Genomic DNA, 16,908 nt, shown 5'->3' with positions numbered 1-16,908 from the left:
GCGACGTTTTATGAGTCTGACCCCAGCCGACACGACTTCCGCAGCACTGCCGCCCCTGGCCCCGCGCCAGGCGGCAAAATCGCAGGGCGCTTCCGCGCCCGGCACCGGCACGTCCGGCAGCAATACCCCCGCAGTACCGCCAGCACCCGCCCTCGGCGTGGCCTCCGTCAGCCATCTGGCCGACAAGCTGGCCGAATACCTGTCTCCCGCCGACCTGAAGAAAGTCAAGGAAGCCTACCGCTTCTCCGACGAAATGCACCTGGGCCAGATGCGCCGCTCGGGCGAGCCGTATATCTCGCATCCGATCGCCGTCGCCGAAATCTGCGCCGACTGGAAGCTCGACGCGCAAGCCATCATGGCCGCCCTGCTGCATGACGTGATGGAAGACCAGGACGTCAAGAAGGATGAATTGATCGAGCGCTTCGGCGCACCGGTGGCGCACCTGGTCGATGGCCTGTCGAAGCTGGAAAAGATCGAATTCCAGAGCCAGATCGAAGCGCAGGCGGAAAACTTCCGCAAGATGCTGCTGGCCATGGCGTCCGACGTGCGCGTGATCCTGATCAAGCTGGCCGACCGCCTGCACAATATGCGCACGCTGGACTTCATGACGGCGGCGAAAAAGCGCCGCATCGCCAGCGAGACCATGGAAGTGTACGTGCCGATCGCGCATCGCCTCGGCCTGAACAACATCTACCACGAGCTGCAGGACCTGTCGTTCTCGCACCTGTACCCGATGCGCTACCGCACCCTGGCGAAAGCTGTCAAGGCGGCGCGCGGCAACCGGCGCGAAGTGGTCAACAAGATCATGGAAGCGGTGAAAAGCACCTTGTCCATGGCCGAGCTCGAGGCCGACGTCACGGGCCGCGAAAAGACCCTGTACGACATCTATAAAAAGATGCGCAGCAAGCATTTGTCGTTCTCGCAAGTGCTGGACGTGTACGGCTTCCGCGTGGTGGTGGGCAGTTTTGCCGACTGTTACGTGACCTTGGGCACCCTGCACAGCCTGTACAAGCCCATGCCGGGCAAGTTCAAGGATTACATCGCGATCCGCAAGCTGAACGGCTACCAGTCGCTGCACACGACCGTCATCGGCCCCTACGGCACGCCCGTGGAATTCCAGATCCGCACGCAGGAAATGCACCGCACGGCCGAATCGGGCGTGGCGGCGCATTGGCTCTACAAGAGCGGAGAATCGAACCCGTCCGACCTGCAGCAGCGCACCCATGCGTGGCTGCAATCCTTGCTCGACATCCAGCAGCAGACGGGCGACTCGGCCGAATTCCTTGAACACGTCAAGGTCGACCTGTTCCCCGATTCCGTCTACGTGTTTACGCCGAAGTCGAAGATCATCGCCCTGCCGCGCGGCGCCACGGCCATCGACTTCGCCTACTCGATCCACACGGGCATCGGTGACCAGACCGTGGCCGTCAAGATCAACAACGAAACCTCGCCCCTGCGCACCGAGCTGCACAATGGCGACATCGTGGAAATCATCACCGATTCTTCGTCGCGCCCCAGCCCGACGTGGCTGTCGTTCGTGCGCACCGGCAAGGCCCGTTCAGCCATTCGCCACCATCTGCGCACGATCAACCTGCCCGAATCGATCGCCCTGGGCCAGCAACTGCTGTCGCAGGCGCTGCACACCCTGAACATCGACGCCGACCTGCAAGCGCCACTGGTCGAACGCCTGCTCAACGAATCGAGCGCCAATTCCATGGACGAGCTGTACGCGGACATCGGCATCGGCAAGCGCATGGCCACCTTGGTGGCGCGCCATATCTTCGGTTTGATCGGCGGCGAAGCGGCCAGCATGCCCGTGGAACACAACAGCGGCAGCGAACTCGACCCTGTCACCATTTGCGGCAGCGAAGGCGTCTCCGTGCAACTGGCGCCATGCTGTTTGCCGATCCCTGGCGACCAGATCATCGGCCAGCTGCGCCGCGACCAGGGCTTGCTCGTGCACACGAGCGACTGCTCGCAAGCGAAACGCCAGCGCGCCAAGGAACCGGACCGCTGGATCGCCGTGCGCTGGGGAACCGAACTGAACCGCCGCTTCGACTGCCGCATCAAGGTGCTGATCAACAGCGAACGGGGCATCCTGGCCAGAGTCGCCGCCGAAATCGGCGAATCCGACGCCAACATCATCTATGTCGGCATGGACGAAGACAAGGACAACGTCCTAGACCAGCTGCGCTTCACCGTGCAAGTCAAGGACAGGGTCCACCTGGCCGCCCTGCTGCGCAATGTGCGCAGAGTGGCCGGCGTGAACCGCATCCTGCGCGAACGCAATTAAAAAAACGGCTGGCCAGATTCTCCGCCCAGCCGTTTTTTCATGCTGCCCCCATCACTTCAAGCTTCCCCCGGCGCCGGATACGTCACTTCCAGCAATTCCAGTTCCTGCTCGCCCAGCGGCGTGGTGAGGGTGATCACGTCGCCTTCGCGCGCCTTGGTGATGGTGCGGGCCATGGGCGAGACCCAGCTGATCTTGCCGTTCAGGGGATCGAACTCGTCGATGCCGACGATGGTGATGGTGTGCGTTTCGCCATCTTCCGTGCGATATTTGACGGTGGCGCCAAAGAACACCTGGTCGTTGCCATGGTGCACGCTGGGATCGACGATAGCGGCCAGGTCCATGCGCTTGGTGAGGAAGCGGATGCGGCGGTCGATTTCGCGCAGGCGGCGTTTGCCGTAGATATAGTCGCCATTTTCCGAACGGTCGCCATTCGACGCCGCCCAATGGACGATGCGCACCACTTCCGGACGGTCGACGTCGATCAGCTGCAGCAGCTCTTCCTTGATGCGCTGGTAACCGGCCGGCGTGATGTAGTTCTTGGCACCGGCGGGAATGGCCAGCGCCAGCGCGGCCGCTTCTTCATCGTCGTCGTTGTCGGATTCTTTTACAAAGGCTTTATTCATCTGTCTATTGTAGCCCCGCCAGGGAGCCGCGGGCACACGGGATACGGGGGCAAGCGGGCTTTTTTGACGTATCATCGTGGCAATCGCGGCAAACCTGCGCCGCACACGGAGACGGATGAAAAAATTCTACAGAGTCAGGCGCTGGCTGTTCGCGCCGCTGGTCTACCTGGCCGCCATCTTCCTGCTGATCGAGGAATGGCTGTGGGCGACCGGGGCCCGCATCATGCAGGTGATCGCGCAATTTCCGCCCCTGCATGCACTCGAAGCGTGGATCAAGCGCCTGCCGCCTTACTGGGCACTGGCCATCTTCGTGCTGCCGGCCGTGCTGCTGTTTCCCGTCAAGCTGCTGGCCCTGCTGGCGATCGCGCGCGGCCATGCGTTTTCCGGCATCGGCGTGATTGTCATCGCCAAGCTGGGCGGCGCGGCCGCCGTCGCGCGCCTGTACAGCCTGACGCGCCCTACCCTGTTGAGTTTGCCATGGTTTGCGCGCTGGCATGGATTGTTCATGGAAACCAAGGACCGCTGGATCGCCCGCCTGCGCGCCACGCGTCCATGGCGCCGAGTCAGCCGGCTGTCGGCCGCGCTGGGCCGCGCCCGCCGTGCCTGGTGGCAGCGCTTGCGCAAAGGTACGCCAGGACGCCATAATTCCCGCCCGGCCAGGGTCCTGCGCCGCTTCGCCGCCTTCTGGCGCGCCCGCCGCTGATGAAGAAAGCCAACTCCATGCACGACACTCCCCGGCTGGCCCCCGCCATGCGCGCGGCGGCGCCGGAAATCTACCTGTACGACGCGGCCAGCTTGCAATTGCTGGACGCCAACGATGCCGCCTGCGACAACTTGCAGTACGCACGCAAGGAATTGCTGGCGATGACACCCTTCACGCTGGCGCCGCAGCTCGATGCGCAGCAACTGGCCGCCGTGCTGGCTACCCTGGACGACAGCATCGGCGCGCAAGCCCGGCTGCACGTGCAGCAGCGCCGCCGCGACGGCAGCCTGTATTCGCTCAGCCTGCAGTTGTCGCGCGCCCACCGCCACGGCCGCGCCCTGCTGCTGGCCGAAGGCGAAGACTTGCGCACGCCGCAGGCGACGGCCGCCGCCCTGGCGCAGGTGCAGTCGCGCTTCAACGCCATCGTCTCGAATACGCCGGGCCTCGTGTACCAGTTCTGCCTGCATGCGGATGGACGGGCTTCCTTTGCCTACCTGAGCGACGGCTGCCAGGCCCTGCTGGGCCTGAGCCCGGCACTGCTGCACGCGCGCCCGGAACTGTTCTATCAATTGATCCTCGCCGACGACCGCGCCTCGTATCTGGAATCGATGCAGACGTCGAAGACGGCTTTGTGGAGCTGGAACTGGGAAGGCCGCATCTGGATCGACGCCTGGAAGGACGTCAAATGGATCAACCTGCGCTCCACGCCGCGCGCGCTGGCCGACGGCACGGTGCAATGGGAGGGCATCATGACGAATATCACGGAAAGCCGGCTCGAACAGATCGAAGTGCGCCAGTCGCGCGCCCGCCTGGCCGAGCTGACTGCGCATATCGACAAGGTCAAGGAACACGAACGCACGCGCCTGGCGCGCGAACTGCACGATGACTTGGGCGGCAACTTGACGGCCATCAAGATGGCCTTGGCCATGCTGGCGCGCCGCCTGCCGCCGGACGACCCGCAATTGCAGGAAAAGGCCGACTATGTCGACGCCCTGGTCGACCGCAGCATCGACGCCGTGCACCGCATTTCGCTGGACTTGCGCCCCTCCATGCTGGACCTGGGCCTGGTCGCCGCGCTGGACTGGCAAGTCAAGGAATTCGCGCGCCAGGCAGGCATCGAATGCCAGTTCATTTCGAACCGCCAACACATCGACCTCGAGCTGGACCAGGCGACGAGCCTGTTCCGCATCGCCCAGGAGGCGCTGACGAATATCGCCAAGCATGCGCAGGCGAGCAAGGTCAGCGTGCGCCTGGCCCGGCAGCGCCAGCATATCAGCCTGTCGATCGCCGACAATGGCGTCGGCATGCGCCTGTCCGACCGCGCCAAGCCGCAGTCGTTCGGCATCCGCGGCATGGCCGAACGGGCCAGCGCGCTGGGCGGTACCTTGAGCCTGATGGATGGGCCGGATGGCGGCACCATCCTGAGCATAAAAATCCGGCTGACCACGGCGCGAGAGGCGATAATAGCGGCTGCAGCCAGTGCGCCAGCGCACAGCGGGCCGCCGCCAGACGCGGCCTAGTGGGTGAATCAGATAGGAAACAATGCAGTCATGAAAGAAAAAGCCACCATCCGGGTATTCATCGCCGACGATCACGCGATCGTGCGCGAAGGCTTGAAGCAAATCCTCGCCGACACGAAGGACATCATCGTGGCCGGCGAAGCCGAAAATGGCCACGACGCCATCAAGCTGTTCCGTGGCTCGAAATGCCAGGTATTGCTGCTCGACATATCCCTGCCCGACCGCAGCGGCATCGAGGTACTCAAGCAGATCAAGAAGGAAAAGCCGGAACTGGCCGTGCTGATGCTGTCCATGCACCGCGAAGACCAGTACGCCATCCGTTCGCTCAAGGCGGGCGCGGCCGGCTACCTGACGAAACAGAGCGCGCCGCGCGAGCTGGTCACGGCCATCCGCCAGGTGGCGCAGGGCTTGAAATACATCAGCGCCTCGCTGGCGCAGGAACTGGCCAACACGGTGGGTGAAGACCACGAAACCGCCTTGCACGACACCTTGTCGGACCGCGAATACCAGACCCTGGTGATGATTGCCTCGGGCAAGGCCGTGGGCGCCATCGCCGAAGAGCTGAAATTGTCCGTGAAAACCGTCAGCGAATACCGCGCCCGCTTGCTGGTCAAGATGAAACTCAAGAATAGCGCGGAACTGACGCACTACGCGATCCGCAACCAGCTGGTGGATTGACGGCAAAGCGGCATGCCCGCTGGCATCGGGCGAATTGACAGGACTTCTCCTTGCTTCTCGCACAATAAGTTCTTTGCCAACTCGCATATCATGGGGATAATGAGAAATATCTGAAAAGGCTGTGCCTACATGTCCAGTAAATTGCCATCTTCACCAGCAAGCGCTCCCGCTGGCGCCACGAATACCGCCGCCGCGGCGATGAACCCGGCCGATATCGCCCGCGAAGCGTTTCGCCGCCTGGCCACGCGCCGCATCGCCCCCACGCCGAGCGCCTACCGCGATATCTACAATGAAATCGCCGGCATCAGCGAACCGGCGGACAGCCCTGCGGCGCCTGGTGCCGTGCTGGCCGCCAGCGCACCCACGGAGAGCGGCGCGGAAAACGTCCTGACGCAATTTGCCGCCAAGATGAGCGAATCCGCGGGCGAACTGGGCGACTTTGGCAAGCGTTTCCAGCGCGCACTGAAAGCGCGCGACTGGGACAGCTATGCGCGCACCCTGGCGCAGCTGGCGGAGAAACAGGTCAAGAAAGGCGGCGGCATCGAATTGCCGCCCCTGCCGGACGGCGAACAGACGCGCACCCTGCGTGAATTGCTCAGCCGTACCTTGGGCTTTGCCGTCGCCACCTTGCTGACGGGCACGCCCGCGCTGGTGGAAGAGGCCGAATCGCTGGGCGCGGCCATCAAGCAAGCCCATACGGAAGAAGCGCTAAACGAAGCGGCCCTGCGCCTGAAACAGCTGTGCTACCAGATCGAATTGAAAAGCGGCGACACGGCCGAGCAGCAGGAATTGCTGCTGCGCCTGTTCAAGCTGCTGCTCGACAACGTCAGCCAGTTGCTCGACGACGACAGCTGGCTGCGCGGCCAGGTCGATGCCGTGCAAAACCTGATCGCCGGCCCGCTCGACCAGCGCGCGCTGGAAGACGCCACGCGCAGCCTGAAGGAAGTCATCTACAAGCAAAGCCAGCTCAAGCACAGCCTGTCCGACGTCAAGCTGACGGTCAAGAACATGATGATGACCTTCATCGACCGCCTGGGCCAAGTGGCGGCCAGTACGGGCGACTTCCATGAAAAGATCGGCGGCTATTCGGAAAAGATCAGCCAGGCGGAAAATATCAGCGAACTGAACAGCGTTCTCGACGAAGTCCTGCGCGAAACGCGCATGGTGCAGAACGAGGCCTTGCGCGCACGTGACAAGATGGTACTGGCGCGCCAGGAAGTGCAGGATGCGGAACAGCGCATCCACACCCTGGAAGCGAAACTCCAGCATATGAGCGAACTGGTGCGGGAAGATCAGCTGACGGGCAGCCTGAACCGCCGTGGCCTGGACGACGTGTTCGAACGCGAGACGGCCCGTTCCGACCGCCGCGGCACGCCGCTGTGCATCGCCATGCTGGACCTTGACGACTTCAAGCGCCTGAACGATACCTACGGCCACCTGGCCGGAGATGCCGCCTTGAAACACCTGGTGAAAATCGTCAAGGAAACCCTGCGCTCGATGGACGTCATCGCCCGCTTCGGCGGCGAGGAATTCCTCATCCTGCTGCCGGAAACGACGGTCGAGGCGGCCTCGTCGACGATGACGCGCTTGCAGCGCGAGCTGACCCGGCATTTCTTCCTGCACGATAACGAAAAAGTCTTGATCACCTTTTCCGCCGGCGTGGCCCTGCGCCTGCCCAACGAAGACCAGGCCGAGCTGGTCAAGCGCGCCGACCGTGCCATGTACCAGGCCAAGCAGACGGGCAAGAACCGGGTGGTGGTGGCGGAGTGAACCCATGTGGTGCGAAGCAACACACAGCACCTCAATCACTTTGCCTCGGGGCATTACCGAAAAAAAATCACTCGGCGAATTACTAAAAAATTAACCTGGATCGTTTTAATGACTTAATTGGCAATGTAACATGGTTGTGTGCTTTTTTTTAAGAAAAGGCTACACACACCAGTTATGCCAATAATTTTATTAAATCAACCTTTCAGGGCATGCCATATGAAAAGAAGTCCACTTAAGTGCATTAAAAATATATCCTCAAATACTTTATTCGCGCTCGCAATCTTCATGGCTGCAATCATGCCTGCGGTCTCCCAGGCGGCTGTCAAAGAAATTTCCATCACAAGCAGCCAGCACCTATCAACTTTTTACAATACCCGCAACGGCAACACAAACACCTTAGATAGAGGTGAAGTAGGGGCTATTTTTGGCGAAGGATATAGCCGCCTGTATGAAAAGTTCATCTTGCCAGCCTATGATCCCTCCGTCACGCTGACATCGGGGCTTTTATGGACACCGATAACTGCCCGTAGCATGGAGGTTTATCTTACCGATGGAACCTGGGTATCCTTTAATTACTATACCGCTCCGAATCCCATCGGGGGATTGGTAGCAAAGACAGCAACCAATATAAGCCAAAAAAAACCCATCGACCTGACAGAATATCTGAACAAGGCTTATAAAAATGGTACGCCTGTGGGATTCATGATGAAATCCTCTATAGAAGGACAAAACTGGACTGACTTCACCGGTTTTCCATCTGGCGCTCAAACATTGTCCCTGACATTTACCTCCGCAGTTCCCGAACCCGAAACTTATGCCATGTTACTCACAGGTTTAGGCTTGATGGGTTTCATTGTTCGACGTAAACGGAAATCGTGAACACAACAACTGGCGAATAATATGCTATCGCTTGTCGGGCACGAACGATCCGTCCGCCATATGACCTCACCAAAAAGTCCTGATCCACTTTTTCCTCGCCTATCCTGGCTCCTGCCAACGAGGGCGAGGATGCTGGCCGCCTGAGTCCGTCCGGCCTACGCCATGCCGTCCCGCTGCCCAGCTGGACGGCAACTTCATGGCAAAACCAATAACACCCCCCTGCCTCCAGCACGCCGCCAGCATGCGCACCATATAAAAATAAAATTATTTTCACCCTAAAGTTTCCAAAAAGCATGTCGTCTAGCGCGCGGCATGCGACAAACTGAAGGGCTAAAAATTAAAATTTAAAGCACTTTTCGCCATAAATTTTCCCGCAGAGCAACCGTTACCCTAAACAACAGCGGCTTGATTGTCCCGGAACAGCGGGGCAGGCCAAAGTGACTAGCACATAGCGCAATGTAGTACCTGTCTGGAGAATTAACATGGCTGCAGTAATTAACACCAACATCGCTTCCCTGAACTCGCAACGCAACCTGGGCTCCTCGCAAGCATCCCTGAGCACCTCGCTGCAACGCTTGTCCTCTGGCTTGCGCATCAACAGCGCCAAGGATGATGCTGCTGGTCTGGCGATTTCCGACCGTATGACGTCGCAAATCCGCGGCATGACCCAAGCAACCCGCAATGCAAACGACGGCGTCTCGCTGGCCCAAACGGCCGAGGGTGCACTGTCGAGCTCGGGCGACATCCTGCAACGTATCCGCGAACTGGCCGTACAGTCGTCGAACTCGACCAACTCGTCGAGCGACCGCCAGGCGCTGCAAACCGAGGTGACGCAGCTGAACTCGGAACTGAACCGTATCGCCACGACCACCTCGTTCAACGGCCAGGCACTGCTCGATGGCACCATGGGTACGGCCAACTTCCAGGTCGGCGCCGATGCGAACCAGCTGATTTCCGCCAACGGCGCGAACTTCCTGACGAACACATATGGCAACAACCGCGTTGAAAACAACGCTGTTGCAGCCAAACTGACCACGACCAACGTCGTTGCAGCCAAAGATGTCACCGTCAACGGCAAGCTGGGTACCGACAAGTACACCACCGTTGCAGGCGACACCGCCAAATCGATCGCTGCCGCATTGAATGCCAAAACGGCAAGCACCGGCGTCACCGCCACGGCAAAAACCGAAGCCAACCTGGGCTTGGGTGCGGAATCGTACTCGTTCAAATTGAACGGCGATAATTCTGCACCTGCTGATGCCGTGACTGTTTCGTTCACCGTCACCGGCGCCGCCAATCAGGCGGCCGACTTTGCCGCCGGCATCAACGCGATCAATGCACAAACCGCCAAAACGGGCATCACGGCAAGTTTTGACGCCAAAAATCCTGGCATCAAGCTGAGTAATGCCAATGGTGCCGACATCCAGGTGACGAATGGCGCCACGGCTGCTGTCAAGCTGGACGTCAAAACCTACAACTTGGATAACACGTTGTCGGCGGCTGCTGATACCAAAGGTGCAGCTGCAGTTGGTATCGCCAACGGCAGCGTGACGTTCGATTCGGACAGCAGCTTCTCCGTGACCGATGCGGGTTCCGGCCTGGGCCTGGGTGCGGCGGCCGCTGGAACCACGAATGCTGGTTCGCAGCTGAAATCGGTTGCATCGCTGGACGTCACGACGTTTGCGGGCGCGCAATTGGCCCTGAAGATCACCGATGCGGCACTGTCGACGGTCAACAGCCAACGCGCTCAGTACGGTGCTTTGCAATCGCGCTTCTCCTCGGCGATTTCGAACCTGCAATCGACGACGGAAAACCTGTCCGCATCGCGCAGCCGCATCGTCGATACCGACTTCGCAGCAGAAACAGCCAGCCTGACCCGCGGCCAGATCCTGCAACAAGCTGGTACCGCCATGCTGGCGCAAGCAAACTCGCTGCCTAACGGCGTGCTGAGCCTGCTGCGCGGCTAATCTTCGATTAGTCTCGTCACATCGCCAGACCCAGGTTCCCCTGCCGGATTTTTTCGGCAGGGGAATTTTCACTAGGAGAGCACCATGACTATAGACACGATATCAGCCGCCTCGGCCAGCCGGATCGAGAAGAGTTACACTCCGGCAGACATCGCGCCGGCGCGTGCCGCGGCATCTCGCAGCACCACTGACGCCGTGACAACGCAGCAAAATGAGCAGGAACCCAGCCGCGCCCAATTGGACCAGGCGGTATCTGAACTGAACCAGTCATCGCAAATCAAGACCCAGGGCCTGGAATTTTCCGTCGATGAGGACAGTCAGCGCACGGTCGTCATGGTGATCGACCAGGAAACCAAGGAAGTCTTGCGGCAGATCCCGACCAAGGAAGCCCTGGCGCTGGCCAAGGCCTTCGAGTCAGCCAAAGGCGCGCTCATCAGCCAAAGCGCCTGACGGATGCCATGCAAAACCGTCCGCGCTGCCATGTTTCGCCATGCATCAGCACGACACCGGGGTCCGCCAGCCAGCCTGCCGGCCCCCGTATTCTTATTACCACAAGAGCAACCCTTTACGCACACCAGGCCGCTTTTTTCCCCGAAATGAAAACAGCGCGGTAAATCCCCCTCTCAAGTCCTGATTGATTCTGCCGATAACAGCTTATATTAGTGTTTTCCTAGGAGCATGCAGTGGCCATCACACCAACCTTATCCTCTCCGGGCATCGGCAATAGCATGCTGGACGTCAATGCCATCATCGAGAAGCTGATGACGGCTGAGTCGGCGCCGCTGAATCTCTACGACAAGAAAACGGCTTCCTACCAGGCCAAGCTCAGCGCCCTGGGTACACTGGGCGGTTCGATCAGCACCTTCCAGAGCTCGCTGTCGTCACTGACCAACTCGAACAATTTTCGCGCCGTCAGCGCCACGCCATCGGATCCGCTGGTGCTGTCCGCCAGCGCTGGCGCCAAGGCCGTGGCCGGCACTTACAATATCAATGTCTCGCAGCTGGCGCAGGCGCAGACCCTGACGTCAGGTGGCATGGCCAGCAAGCTGTCGACCATCGGCCTGGGCGCCAAGACGACGATTTCCTTCCAGCTCGGCTCGGCAAGCGGCGGCACCTTTGGCACCAAAGGCACGGCCCTGAGCGGCAGCACACTGCTGAACGGCGTGAGCAACGGTTCGCTGAGCCTCAACGGCACGGCCATCCCGACGGACGCCAGCACGAAAAGCGCACGCGCGCTGGCCGATGCCATCAATGCCAAGAGCAGCACCACGGGCGTCACGGCGACAGCCCAGCCAGCAAGCAGTGATGCCGCCATGTTCGGCACGTATGGCAATGTCGCCACCAGCGGCGCGGGCAGCAGCTATTCCCTGTCCGTTGGCGGCATTGAAATCGTCTCGCAAGGCGAGAACGTGGCCGCCGGCGCCGGTATCACCGCCGCCAGCCTCGATGCGAAGCTGGAAGGGCCGAATGCCGTCTCGAATGCGCTGGCCGCAGCCAATATCACGGTCACGGGCAAGGCTGCCGATGGCACCTTGCAATTTACGCGCGCCGATGGCTCCAACATCAATATTGAAGAGGTCGTCACGGGTGGCGTCAGCGGTGGCATCGGCAAGGCAGCGGGCGCAAGCAACGATGGCTCGAATGTGACAATTGCCAGCGCCATCACCCTGACATCGGGCAATGCCAGCCCCATCATCATCGCTGGCAGCAATCCGGCCGCGGCCGGCCTGACGGCGGGCACCGTCGGCAGCTACATGGGTGCCGGCTTTACCCAGGATGCGACGCAGGCAACGGGGTCGGTCGTCATTGATTCGACAAACAATACCTTGCAAGGCATCCGCGACGCCATCAACAACGCCGGTCTGGGCGTCACGGCCAGCATCGTTTCCGACGGCACGGATAAACCGTTCCACCTGGTGCTCAGCTCAAGCAAGACGGGCGCCAATTCGGCCATGAAAATCTCGCTGAGCGGCAGTGACGGCCAGCCTGCGGACAGTGCCCTGGAATCCTTGCTGGCCTACGACGTTGGCGGCGCGCAGAATCTGAAGCAGAACAGCGCGGCACAGAACACCATGTTCAGTGTTAACGGCATTCCCATCACCAGCAGCTCGAACAGCGTCGATACGGCAATCGAAGGCATTACCCTGAACATCGCCAAGGTCGGCAGCAGCAGCCTGTCCGTTGCCAAAGACACCACCACCGTCAAGACCAGCATCAACTCCTTCGTCAAGGCATACAACGAACTGAACACGGCGATCGGTAAAATGACGGCGTACAATCCCGACACCAAGACTGGCGGCGTCCTGCTGGGCGACTCGACCGTGCAATCGATCCAGAGCCAGCTGCGCCGACAGCTGGGCGCGCCGATCACCGGCTTGAACAGCACTATGAGTACCCTCAGCCAGGTGGGTATTTCTTTCCAGAAAGACGGCAGCCTGGCGCTGGATTCCAGCAAACTCGACAAGGCCATCAGTGCCAATTTCAGCGATATCGCTGGCCTGTTCTCGGCCATCGGCAAGACCAGCGACAGCAACGTCTCCTTTACCAGCTCGACGGCGGCAACCAAGCCCGGCACGTATGAACTGAGCATCACCACCATGGCCAGCCAGGGTTCGCTCACCTCGACCGGCGTGCTGGGCGCCAGCACGACCATCGCCAGCGATACCACCTGGAACGTGACCCTGAACGATACGGATCCTTCATCCGCCAAGAACACGGCCCAGGTGACGATACCGGCCGGCACCTACACACCGGCCCAGCTGGCGGCGCTGGTGCAATCGTCGATCAATGGCGTGAAAGCCTTCTCGGACAATGGCGCCACCGTGTCCGCCTCGATCGATGGCACGGGCAAGCTGGTGCTGGCCTCGAGCCGCTATGGTTCCGTGTCGAACCTGGCCCTGAGCAACGGCACGGGAACCACCATTGAAACCTTGTTTGGCACGGCCAAGCCCGTCAAGGGTGCCGACGTGGCTGGCACCCTGGGCGGACAACCGGTCATCGGCTCCGGTCAGACGCTGACGGGCGCGCCCGGTTCGTCGTCGGAAGGCTTGAAAATCGAGGTAACTGGCGGCACGATCGGCCCGCGCGGCACCGTCAGCTTCTCGCAAGGCTATGCCTACCAGCTGAACAATCTGGCCACCTCCTTCCTGGGGACGGACGGCATGATCACCGGCCGCACGAATGGCATCAACGAAACCCTGAAATCGGTGGCGGCGCAGCGCGACAAGTTCAGCGAAAAACTGACCGCCATCGAAGCGCGCTATCGCGCCCAGTTCTCGCGCCTCGACGTGTCGCTGAGTGCCATGCAGACCACGCAGACCTATCTGACCCAGCAGCTGGCCGCCATCGCCGCCAACCGTTAAGCGCTATCATCAGGAGAATTACATGTTTGGAACCCAACAACGCGGCGTCAACGCCTATGCCAAGGTCGGCCTGGAGACGGGCATCGTCTCGGCCTCGCCGCACAAGCTGATCGTGATGCTGTACGACGGCGCCCTGGTGGCAGTGCTCAGCGCACAGATGCACATGAAATCGGGCAATGTGCCGGAAAAAGGCAAGTCCATCTCGAAAGCCATCCAGATCATCGACAATGGCTTGCGCGCCAGCCTGGACAAGGACGCTGGCGGCCAAATCGCCGAAGGCCTCGACGCCCTGTACGAATACATGAGCGCGCGCCTGCTGATGGCCAACCTGAAAAACGACATCAGCCTGTTGGAAGAAGTGCAGCGCCTGCTGACCGACCTGCGCGAAACCTGGAACGCCATCGGCGCCACGCCGGCCGCCATTCCCGGCGCCGATTTGAAACGTATGCCCAGCCTTGCGAGCGCCTGACCCATGATGACCAATCAAGAAGTATTGACCACCTACGAAGCCATGCAGACCCTGACGGGCCGGATGGTGACCGCCGCCAGCAATGCCGACTGGGACGAGCTCGAAGCGCTGGAACAGCAAGTGAGCGCGCATGTGGCTGCGCTGAAGGCGAATGAAGAAAAAGTCGTGCTGGAAAGCGCCGGCCGCCAGCGCAAGGTCGCCCTGATCAAGCAGATCCTCGAAGACGACCGCAAGATCCGCGATTTGACCATGCCGTGGATGGCCCACTTGTCCAAGCTGATCAACAGCACCGGCACCGAGCGGCGCCTGGCCAACGCCTACGGCGTCTAAACGCCCACGGGGCAAGGTCAGCTATCATGTTGCCGAAGATGGATGCGATCGGCATGACGCCCCTGACCCCGGTCAAGGCCACGCGCCAGGCCGACAGCGTCGCCGACCCGCGCCAGGCCGAGTTCCAGCGCTCGCTGCAGGGACTGATCGGCAAATCCATGCAGGGACAGGTGCTGGCCCGCATGGGCGACGGCAGCTTCCTTGTGCGCGTGGCCGGCACGCCGGCCCGCATGCAGCTGCCCGCTGGCGCGCAGCCGGGCACGGAAATCCCGCTGACCCTGATCGGCATCAATCCCCGCCCCTCTTTTCAAATCGGCAATAACCGCGACCAGCCCGCCAGCGCCCTGCTGACATATGCGGACGCGGAAGCCGAGCCGGAAGCAGCCGACCTGCGCGGCCCCCAGGCCGGTGCCGCCCAGGCGGGCACGCGCGCCAGCAGCACGGCCGCCACCCTGCTCAGCCGTGCACCCCTGACACCCGCCAATCTGCTGCCCGCCCTGGCCGGCGACACGCCCGCGCCCGAGCTGAGCACCACCGCGCGCGCCATCAGCACGGTGCTCAGCCAGGCCGAAAGCGTGCCCGGCGCACCCCTGTCGCTGGTCGGCAAGACGCCGCTGATGGCCACGCCGGGCGCCGCTCCGGCCCAGGTGGCCCAGAACCTGCGCGATGCCGTCGGCAGCAGCGGCCTGTTCTATGAATCGCACGTGGCCGAATGGGCCGAAGGCAAGCGGCCGCTGGCCTCGCTGCTGCTGGAGCCGCAAATGCAGAAGGCGGCACAGGGCGACATGGCCAGAACGGGCACCGACCTCGCTTCGGCGCAACTGATCAATTTGCAGCTGCATACGCACGAACAGGCGCGTGTGCAGTGGCAGGGCGAAGCCTGGCCCGGCCAGAAGATGCAGTGGGATATCAGCAAGGATGCGCCGGAAGGGCAGCAGCACGAAGGACGCGATGGCGACGAGGAAGCGACGGCCTGGCGCAGCAATGTGCGCTTCCAGTTCCCCCTTCTGGGCGACCTGGCCGCGCATGTGGTCCTGCAGGGCGGCCGCGTATCCATCCAGTTGCAGGCGGGCAGCGAAGGCAGCGCCGACACCTTGCGCCAGCATGCGGCGCGGCTGGAAGCGTCGCTCGATGCGGCCGGCTGGCCATTGTCGTCGCTGACGATCGCCGGCAAGCCGGAGGCGGCGGCTGGAGAAGACGATGCTTGACGACAGCAGACGCAAGGTGCCGCAGACGGCCGTCGCGCTGGCCTACCAGAGCGGCACGCCGGCGCCCAAGGTGGTAGCCAAGGGCAGCGGCCTGATCGCGGACCAGATCATCAGCACGGCGCGCGAACACGGCGTGTTCGTGCATGAATCGAAGGAATTGGTGGCACTGCTGATGGATGTCGACCTGGACCGCCAGATTCCGCCCGGCCTGTATCGGGCGATTGCGGAACTGCTGGCCTGGTTATATCATATTGAATCTGCGAATGGCGGGCCGATCCCGCCGCCGCCCGACACCAGCGTCAACCTCACCGATACATAGACAGGCATCAATGCAAGCACATATTATGGATTCCGGCCTCGAAAACTGGCATGATTTTGAAGTGGAATCGCGGCGGGAAATCATTGCCTTGCTGCGCGGCATCAGCGAAAAAAACCAGCTGATCCGCATGCTGATCCACGGTGAATCCGATGTGTGCGTCACTTCCATCCTGGAAGTCGATGCCGACCACAATACCGTCATCCTCGACCGTTCCGTGAACGCCGACCAGAACCGGCGCATGCTGGCCGCCACGGGCATTTCATTTGAAACCTCGCTCGACAAGATCCGCATCCTGTTTGCCAGCGCCCAGGTGGAAGAGTGTAATTACGGCGGCACGCCCGCCTTGAAAATTGCCATTCCAGAAACACTGATCCGTTTGCAGCGGCGCGAGTACTACCGCATGACGACGCCCGTGAGCAATCCCGTGCGCGTCTCGATTCCCCTGCCGCCCTCGCTCGGTGGCGCCGATACCCTGTTCCCGCTGGCCGACATCAGCTGCGGCGGCATCGCCATCCTGGACAATAAACTGATGCTGGGCGAAACGATCGGCAGGGACTATCCCGGTTGCCGCATCGACTTGCCCGACGTCGGCATCGTCACCGCGACTTTGCAAATTCGCAACTCGCTGGACATGACCCTGCTGAACAACAAACTGAACCGCCGCCTCGGCTGCCAGTTCGTCGACCTGCCGCGCAGCATGCTGGCGCACGTGCAGCGCTACATCACGCGACTGGAGCGCGAGCGCAATGCCAGGATGGCGGGGTTGGGCTAAGCGTCAGTTGCCCCA

15 protein-coding genes are annotated in these 16,908 nt (G+C 61.5%); 14 read left to right on the top strand and 1 reads right to left on the bottom strand.

Annotation, left to right across the window (positions count from 1 at the left end):
• Nucleotides 1–10 precede the first annotated feature (10 nt).
• Nucleotides 11–2,293: a bifunctional (p)ppGpp synthetase/guanosine-3',5'-bis(diphosphate) 3'-pyrophosphohydrolase gene (locus tag SKZ59_RS04670; protein ID WP_319990949.1), complete on the top strand. Its 2,283-nt coding sequence runs from the start codon at nucleotides 11–13 to the stop codon at nucleotides 2,291–2,293.
• 56 nt (nucleotides 2,294–2,349) lie between these two features.
• Here SKZ59_RS04670 and greB read toward each other — a convergent pair whose 3' ends face one another.
• On the bottom strand, nucleotides 2,350–2,916 hold the full coding sequence (gene greB, locus SKZ59_RS04665) for a transcription elongation factor GreB (RefSeq protein WP_072455356.1): 567 nt from the start codon (nucleotides 2,914–2,916) through the stop codon (nucleotides 2,350–2,352).
• 115 nt (nucleotides 2,917–3,031) lie between these two features.
• Between greB and SKZ59_RS04660 the strand changes: the two genes are divergently transcribed.
• The 13 genes from SKZ59_RS04660 (at nucleotide 3,032) to SKZ59_RS04600 (ending at nucleotide 16,893) form a co-directional block, all read left to right on the top strand.
• Complete coding sequence (locus SKZ59_RS04660) at nucleotides 3,032–3,619, top strand: membrane protein (protein WP_034753995.1); 588 nt, start codon at nucleotides 3,032–3,034, stop codon at nucleotides 3,617–3,619.
• 17 nt (nucleotides 3,620–3,636) lie between these two features.
• Nucleotides 3,637–5,139 carry a sensor histidine kinase gene (locus tag SKZ59_RS04655; protein ID WP_319990948.1) on the top strand — a complete coding sequence of 501 codons (1,503 nt, stop codon included), beginning with the start codon at nucleotides 3,637–3,639 and terminating at the stop codon, nucleotides 5,137–5,139.
• Nucleotides 5,140–5,169: 30 nt separating this feature from the next.
• Nucleotides 5,170–5,817 (top strand): response regulator transcription factor, encoded by a 648-nt coding sequence (locus tag SKZ59_RS04650; RefSeq protein WP_034753998.1) that lies wholly within the window; start codon nucleotides 5,170–5,172, stop codon nucleotides 5,815–5,817.
• A gap of 198 nt (nucleotides 5,818–6,015) precedes the next feature.
• Nucleotides 6,016–7,587 carry a diguanylate cyclase gene (locus SKZ59_RS04645; protein WP_070303640.1) on the top strand — a complete coding sequence of 524 codons (1,572 nt, stop codon included), beginning with the start codon at nucleotides 6,016–6,018 and terminating at the stop codon, nucleotides 7,585–7,587.
• A 285-nt stretch (nucleotides 7,588–7,872) separates the two neighbouring features.
• The gene (locus SKZ59_RS04640; protein WP_219327623.1) at nucleotides 7,873–8,466 is read left to right on the top strand and encodes a PEP-CTERM sorting domain-containing protein; all 594 of its coding nucleotides are present in this window, start codon (nucleotides 7,873–7,875) and stop codon (nucleotides 8,464–8,466) included.
• Nucleotides 8,467–8,948: 482 nt separating this feature from the next.
• A complete protein-coding gene (locus SKZ59_RS04635) occupies nucleotides 8,949–10,433 on the top strand; it encodes a flagellin (protein ID WP_072455362.1) in 1,485 nt (494 codons plus the stop codon).
• Between the two features lie 84 nt (nucleotides 10,434–10,517).
• Nucleotides 10,518–10,883, top strand: a complete 366-nt coding sequence (locus tag SKZ59_RS04630; protein WP_070303638.1) for a flagellar protein FlaG — start codon at nucleotides 10,518–10,520, stop codon at nucleotides 10,881–10,883.
• A gap of 233 nt (nucleotides 10,884–11,116) precedes the next feature.
• Nucleotides 11,117–13,795, top strand: coding sequence for a flagellar filament capping protein FliD (fliD, locus tag SKZ59_RS04625; RefSeq protein WP_252867337.1), 2,679 nt, complete (start codon nucleotides 11,117–11,119; stop codon nucleotides 13,793–13,795).
• Nucleotides 13,796–13,817: 22 nt separating this feature from the next.
• Nucleotides 13,818–14,264 carry a flagellar export chaperone FliS gene (fliS, locus tag SKZ59_RS04620; protein WP_034754008.1) on the top strand — a complete coding sequence of 149 codons (447 nt, stop codon included), beginning with the start codon at nucleotides 13,818–13,820 and terminating at the stop codon, nucleotides 14,262–14,264.
• A 3-nt stretch (nucleotides 14,265–14,267) separates the two neighbouring features.
• Nucleotides 14,268–14,594, top strand: coding sequence for a flagellar protein FliT (locus tag SKZ59_RS04615; protein ID WP_070303636.1), 327 nt, complete (start codon nucleotides 14,268–14,270; stop codon nucleotides 14,592–14,594).
• A gap of 26 nt (nucleotides 14,595–14,620) precedes the next feature.
• Nucleotides 14,621–15,802, top strand: a complete 1,182-nt coding sequence (locus SKZ59_RS04610) for a flagellar hook-length control protein FliK (protein WP_319990947.1) — start codon at nucleotides 14,621–14,623, stop codon at nucleotides 15,800–15,802.
• Nucleotides 15,795–16,121 (top strand): EscU/YscU/HrcU family type III secretion system export apparatus switch protein, encoded by a 327-nt coding sequence (locus SKZ59_RS04605; protein WP_034754014.1) that lies wholly within the window; start codon nucleotides 15,795–15,797, stop codon nucleotides 16,119–16,121. Before SKZ59_RS04610 ends, SKZ59_RS04605 begins: the two co-directional genes overlap by 8 nt.
• A gap of 25 nt (nucleotides 16,122–16,146) precedes the next feature.
• Nucleotides 16,147–16,893, top strand: coding sequence for a flagellar brake protein (locus SKZ59_RS04600; RefSeq protein WP_080698661.1), 747 nt, complete (start codon nucleotides 16,147–16,149; stop codon nucleotides 16,891–16,893).
• The last annotated feature ends 15 nt before the right edge of the window (nucleotides 16,894–16,908 follow it).

The organism is Janthinobacterium sp. GMG2 (assembly GCF_033949445.1).
Taxonomy (GTDB): Bacteria; Pseudomonadota; Gammaproteobacteria; order Burkholderiales; family Burkholderiaceae_D; genus Janthinobacterium; species Janthinobacterium aestuarii.
The sequence above is the reverse complement of the archived record's forward strand: the minus strand, read 5'-3'. Positions and strand labels throughout refer to the sequence as shown.

Coding starts and splice junctions, on each gene's coding strand:
- SKZ59_RS04610 (WP_319990947.1), top strand. CDS start 14,621: ATGTTGCCGAAGATGGATGCGATCGGCATGACGCCCCTGACCCCGGTC.
- SKZ59_RS04605 (WP_034754014.1), top strand. CDS start 15,795: ATGCTTGACGACAGCAGACGCAAGGTGCCGCAGACGGCCGTCGCGCTG.
- SKZ59_RS04670 (WP_319990949.1), top strand. CDS start 11: ATGAGTCTGACCCCAGCCGACACGACTTCCGCAGCACTGCCGCCCCTG.
- SKZ59_RS04615 (WP_070303636.1), top strand. CDS start 14,268: ATGATGACCAATCAAGAAGTATTGACCACCTACGAAGCCATGCAGACC.
- SKZ59_RS04635 (WP_072455362.1), top strand. CDS start 8,949: ATGGCTGCAGTAATTAACACCAACATCGCTTCCCTGAACTCGCAACGC.
- SKZ59_RS04630 (WP_070303638.1), top strand. CDS start 10,518: ATGACTATAGACACGATATCAGCCGCCTCGGCCAGCCGGATCGAGAAG.
- SKZ59_RS04645 (WP_070303640.1), top strand. CDS start 6,016: ATGAACCCGGCCGATATCGCCCGCGAAGCGTTTCGCCGCCTGGCCACG.
- SKZ59_RS04640 (WP_219327623.1), top strand. CDS start 7,873: ATGGCTGCAATCATGCCTGCGGTCTCCCAGGCGGCTGTCAAAGAAATT.
- SKZ59_RS04655 (WP_319990948.1), top strand. CDS start 3,637: ATGCACGACACTCCCCGGCTGGCCCCCGCCATGCGCGCGGCGGCGCCG.
- greB (WP_072455356.1), bottom strand. CDS start 2,916: ATGAATAAAGCCTTTGTAAAAGAATCCGACAACGACGACGATGAAGAA.
- SKZ59_RS04650 (WP_034753998.1), top strand. CDS start 5,170: ATGAAAGAAAAAGCCACCATCCGGGTATTCATCGCCGACGATCACGCG.
- SKZ59_RS04660 (WP_034753995.1), top strand. CDS start 3,032: ATGAAAAAATTCTACAGAGTCAGGCGCTGGCTGTTCGCGCCGCTGGTC.
- fliS (WP_034754008.1), top strand. CDS start 13,818: ATGTTTGGAACCCAACAACGCGGCGTCAACGCCTATGCCAAGGTCGGC.
- SKZ59_RS04600 (WP_080698661.1), top strand. CDS start 16,147: ATGGATTCCGGCCTCGAAAACTGGCATGATTTTGAAGTGGAATCGCGG.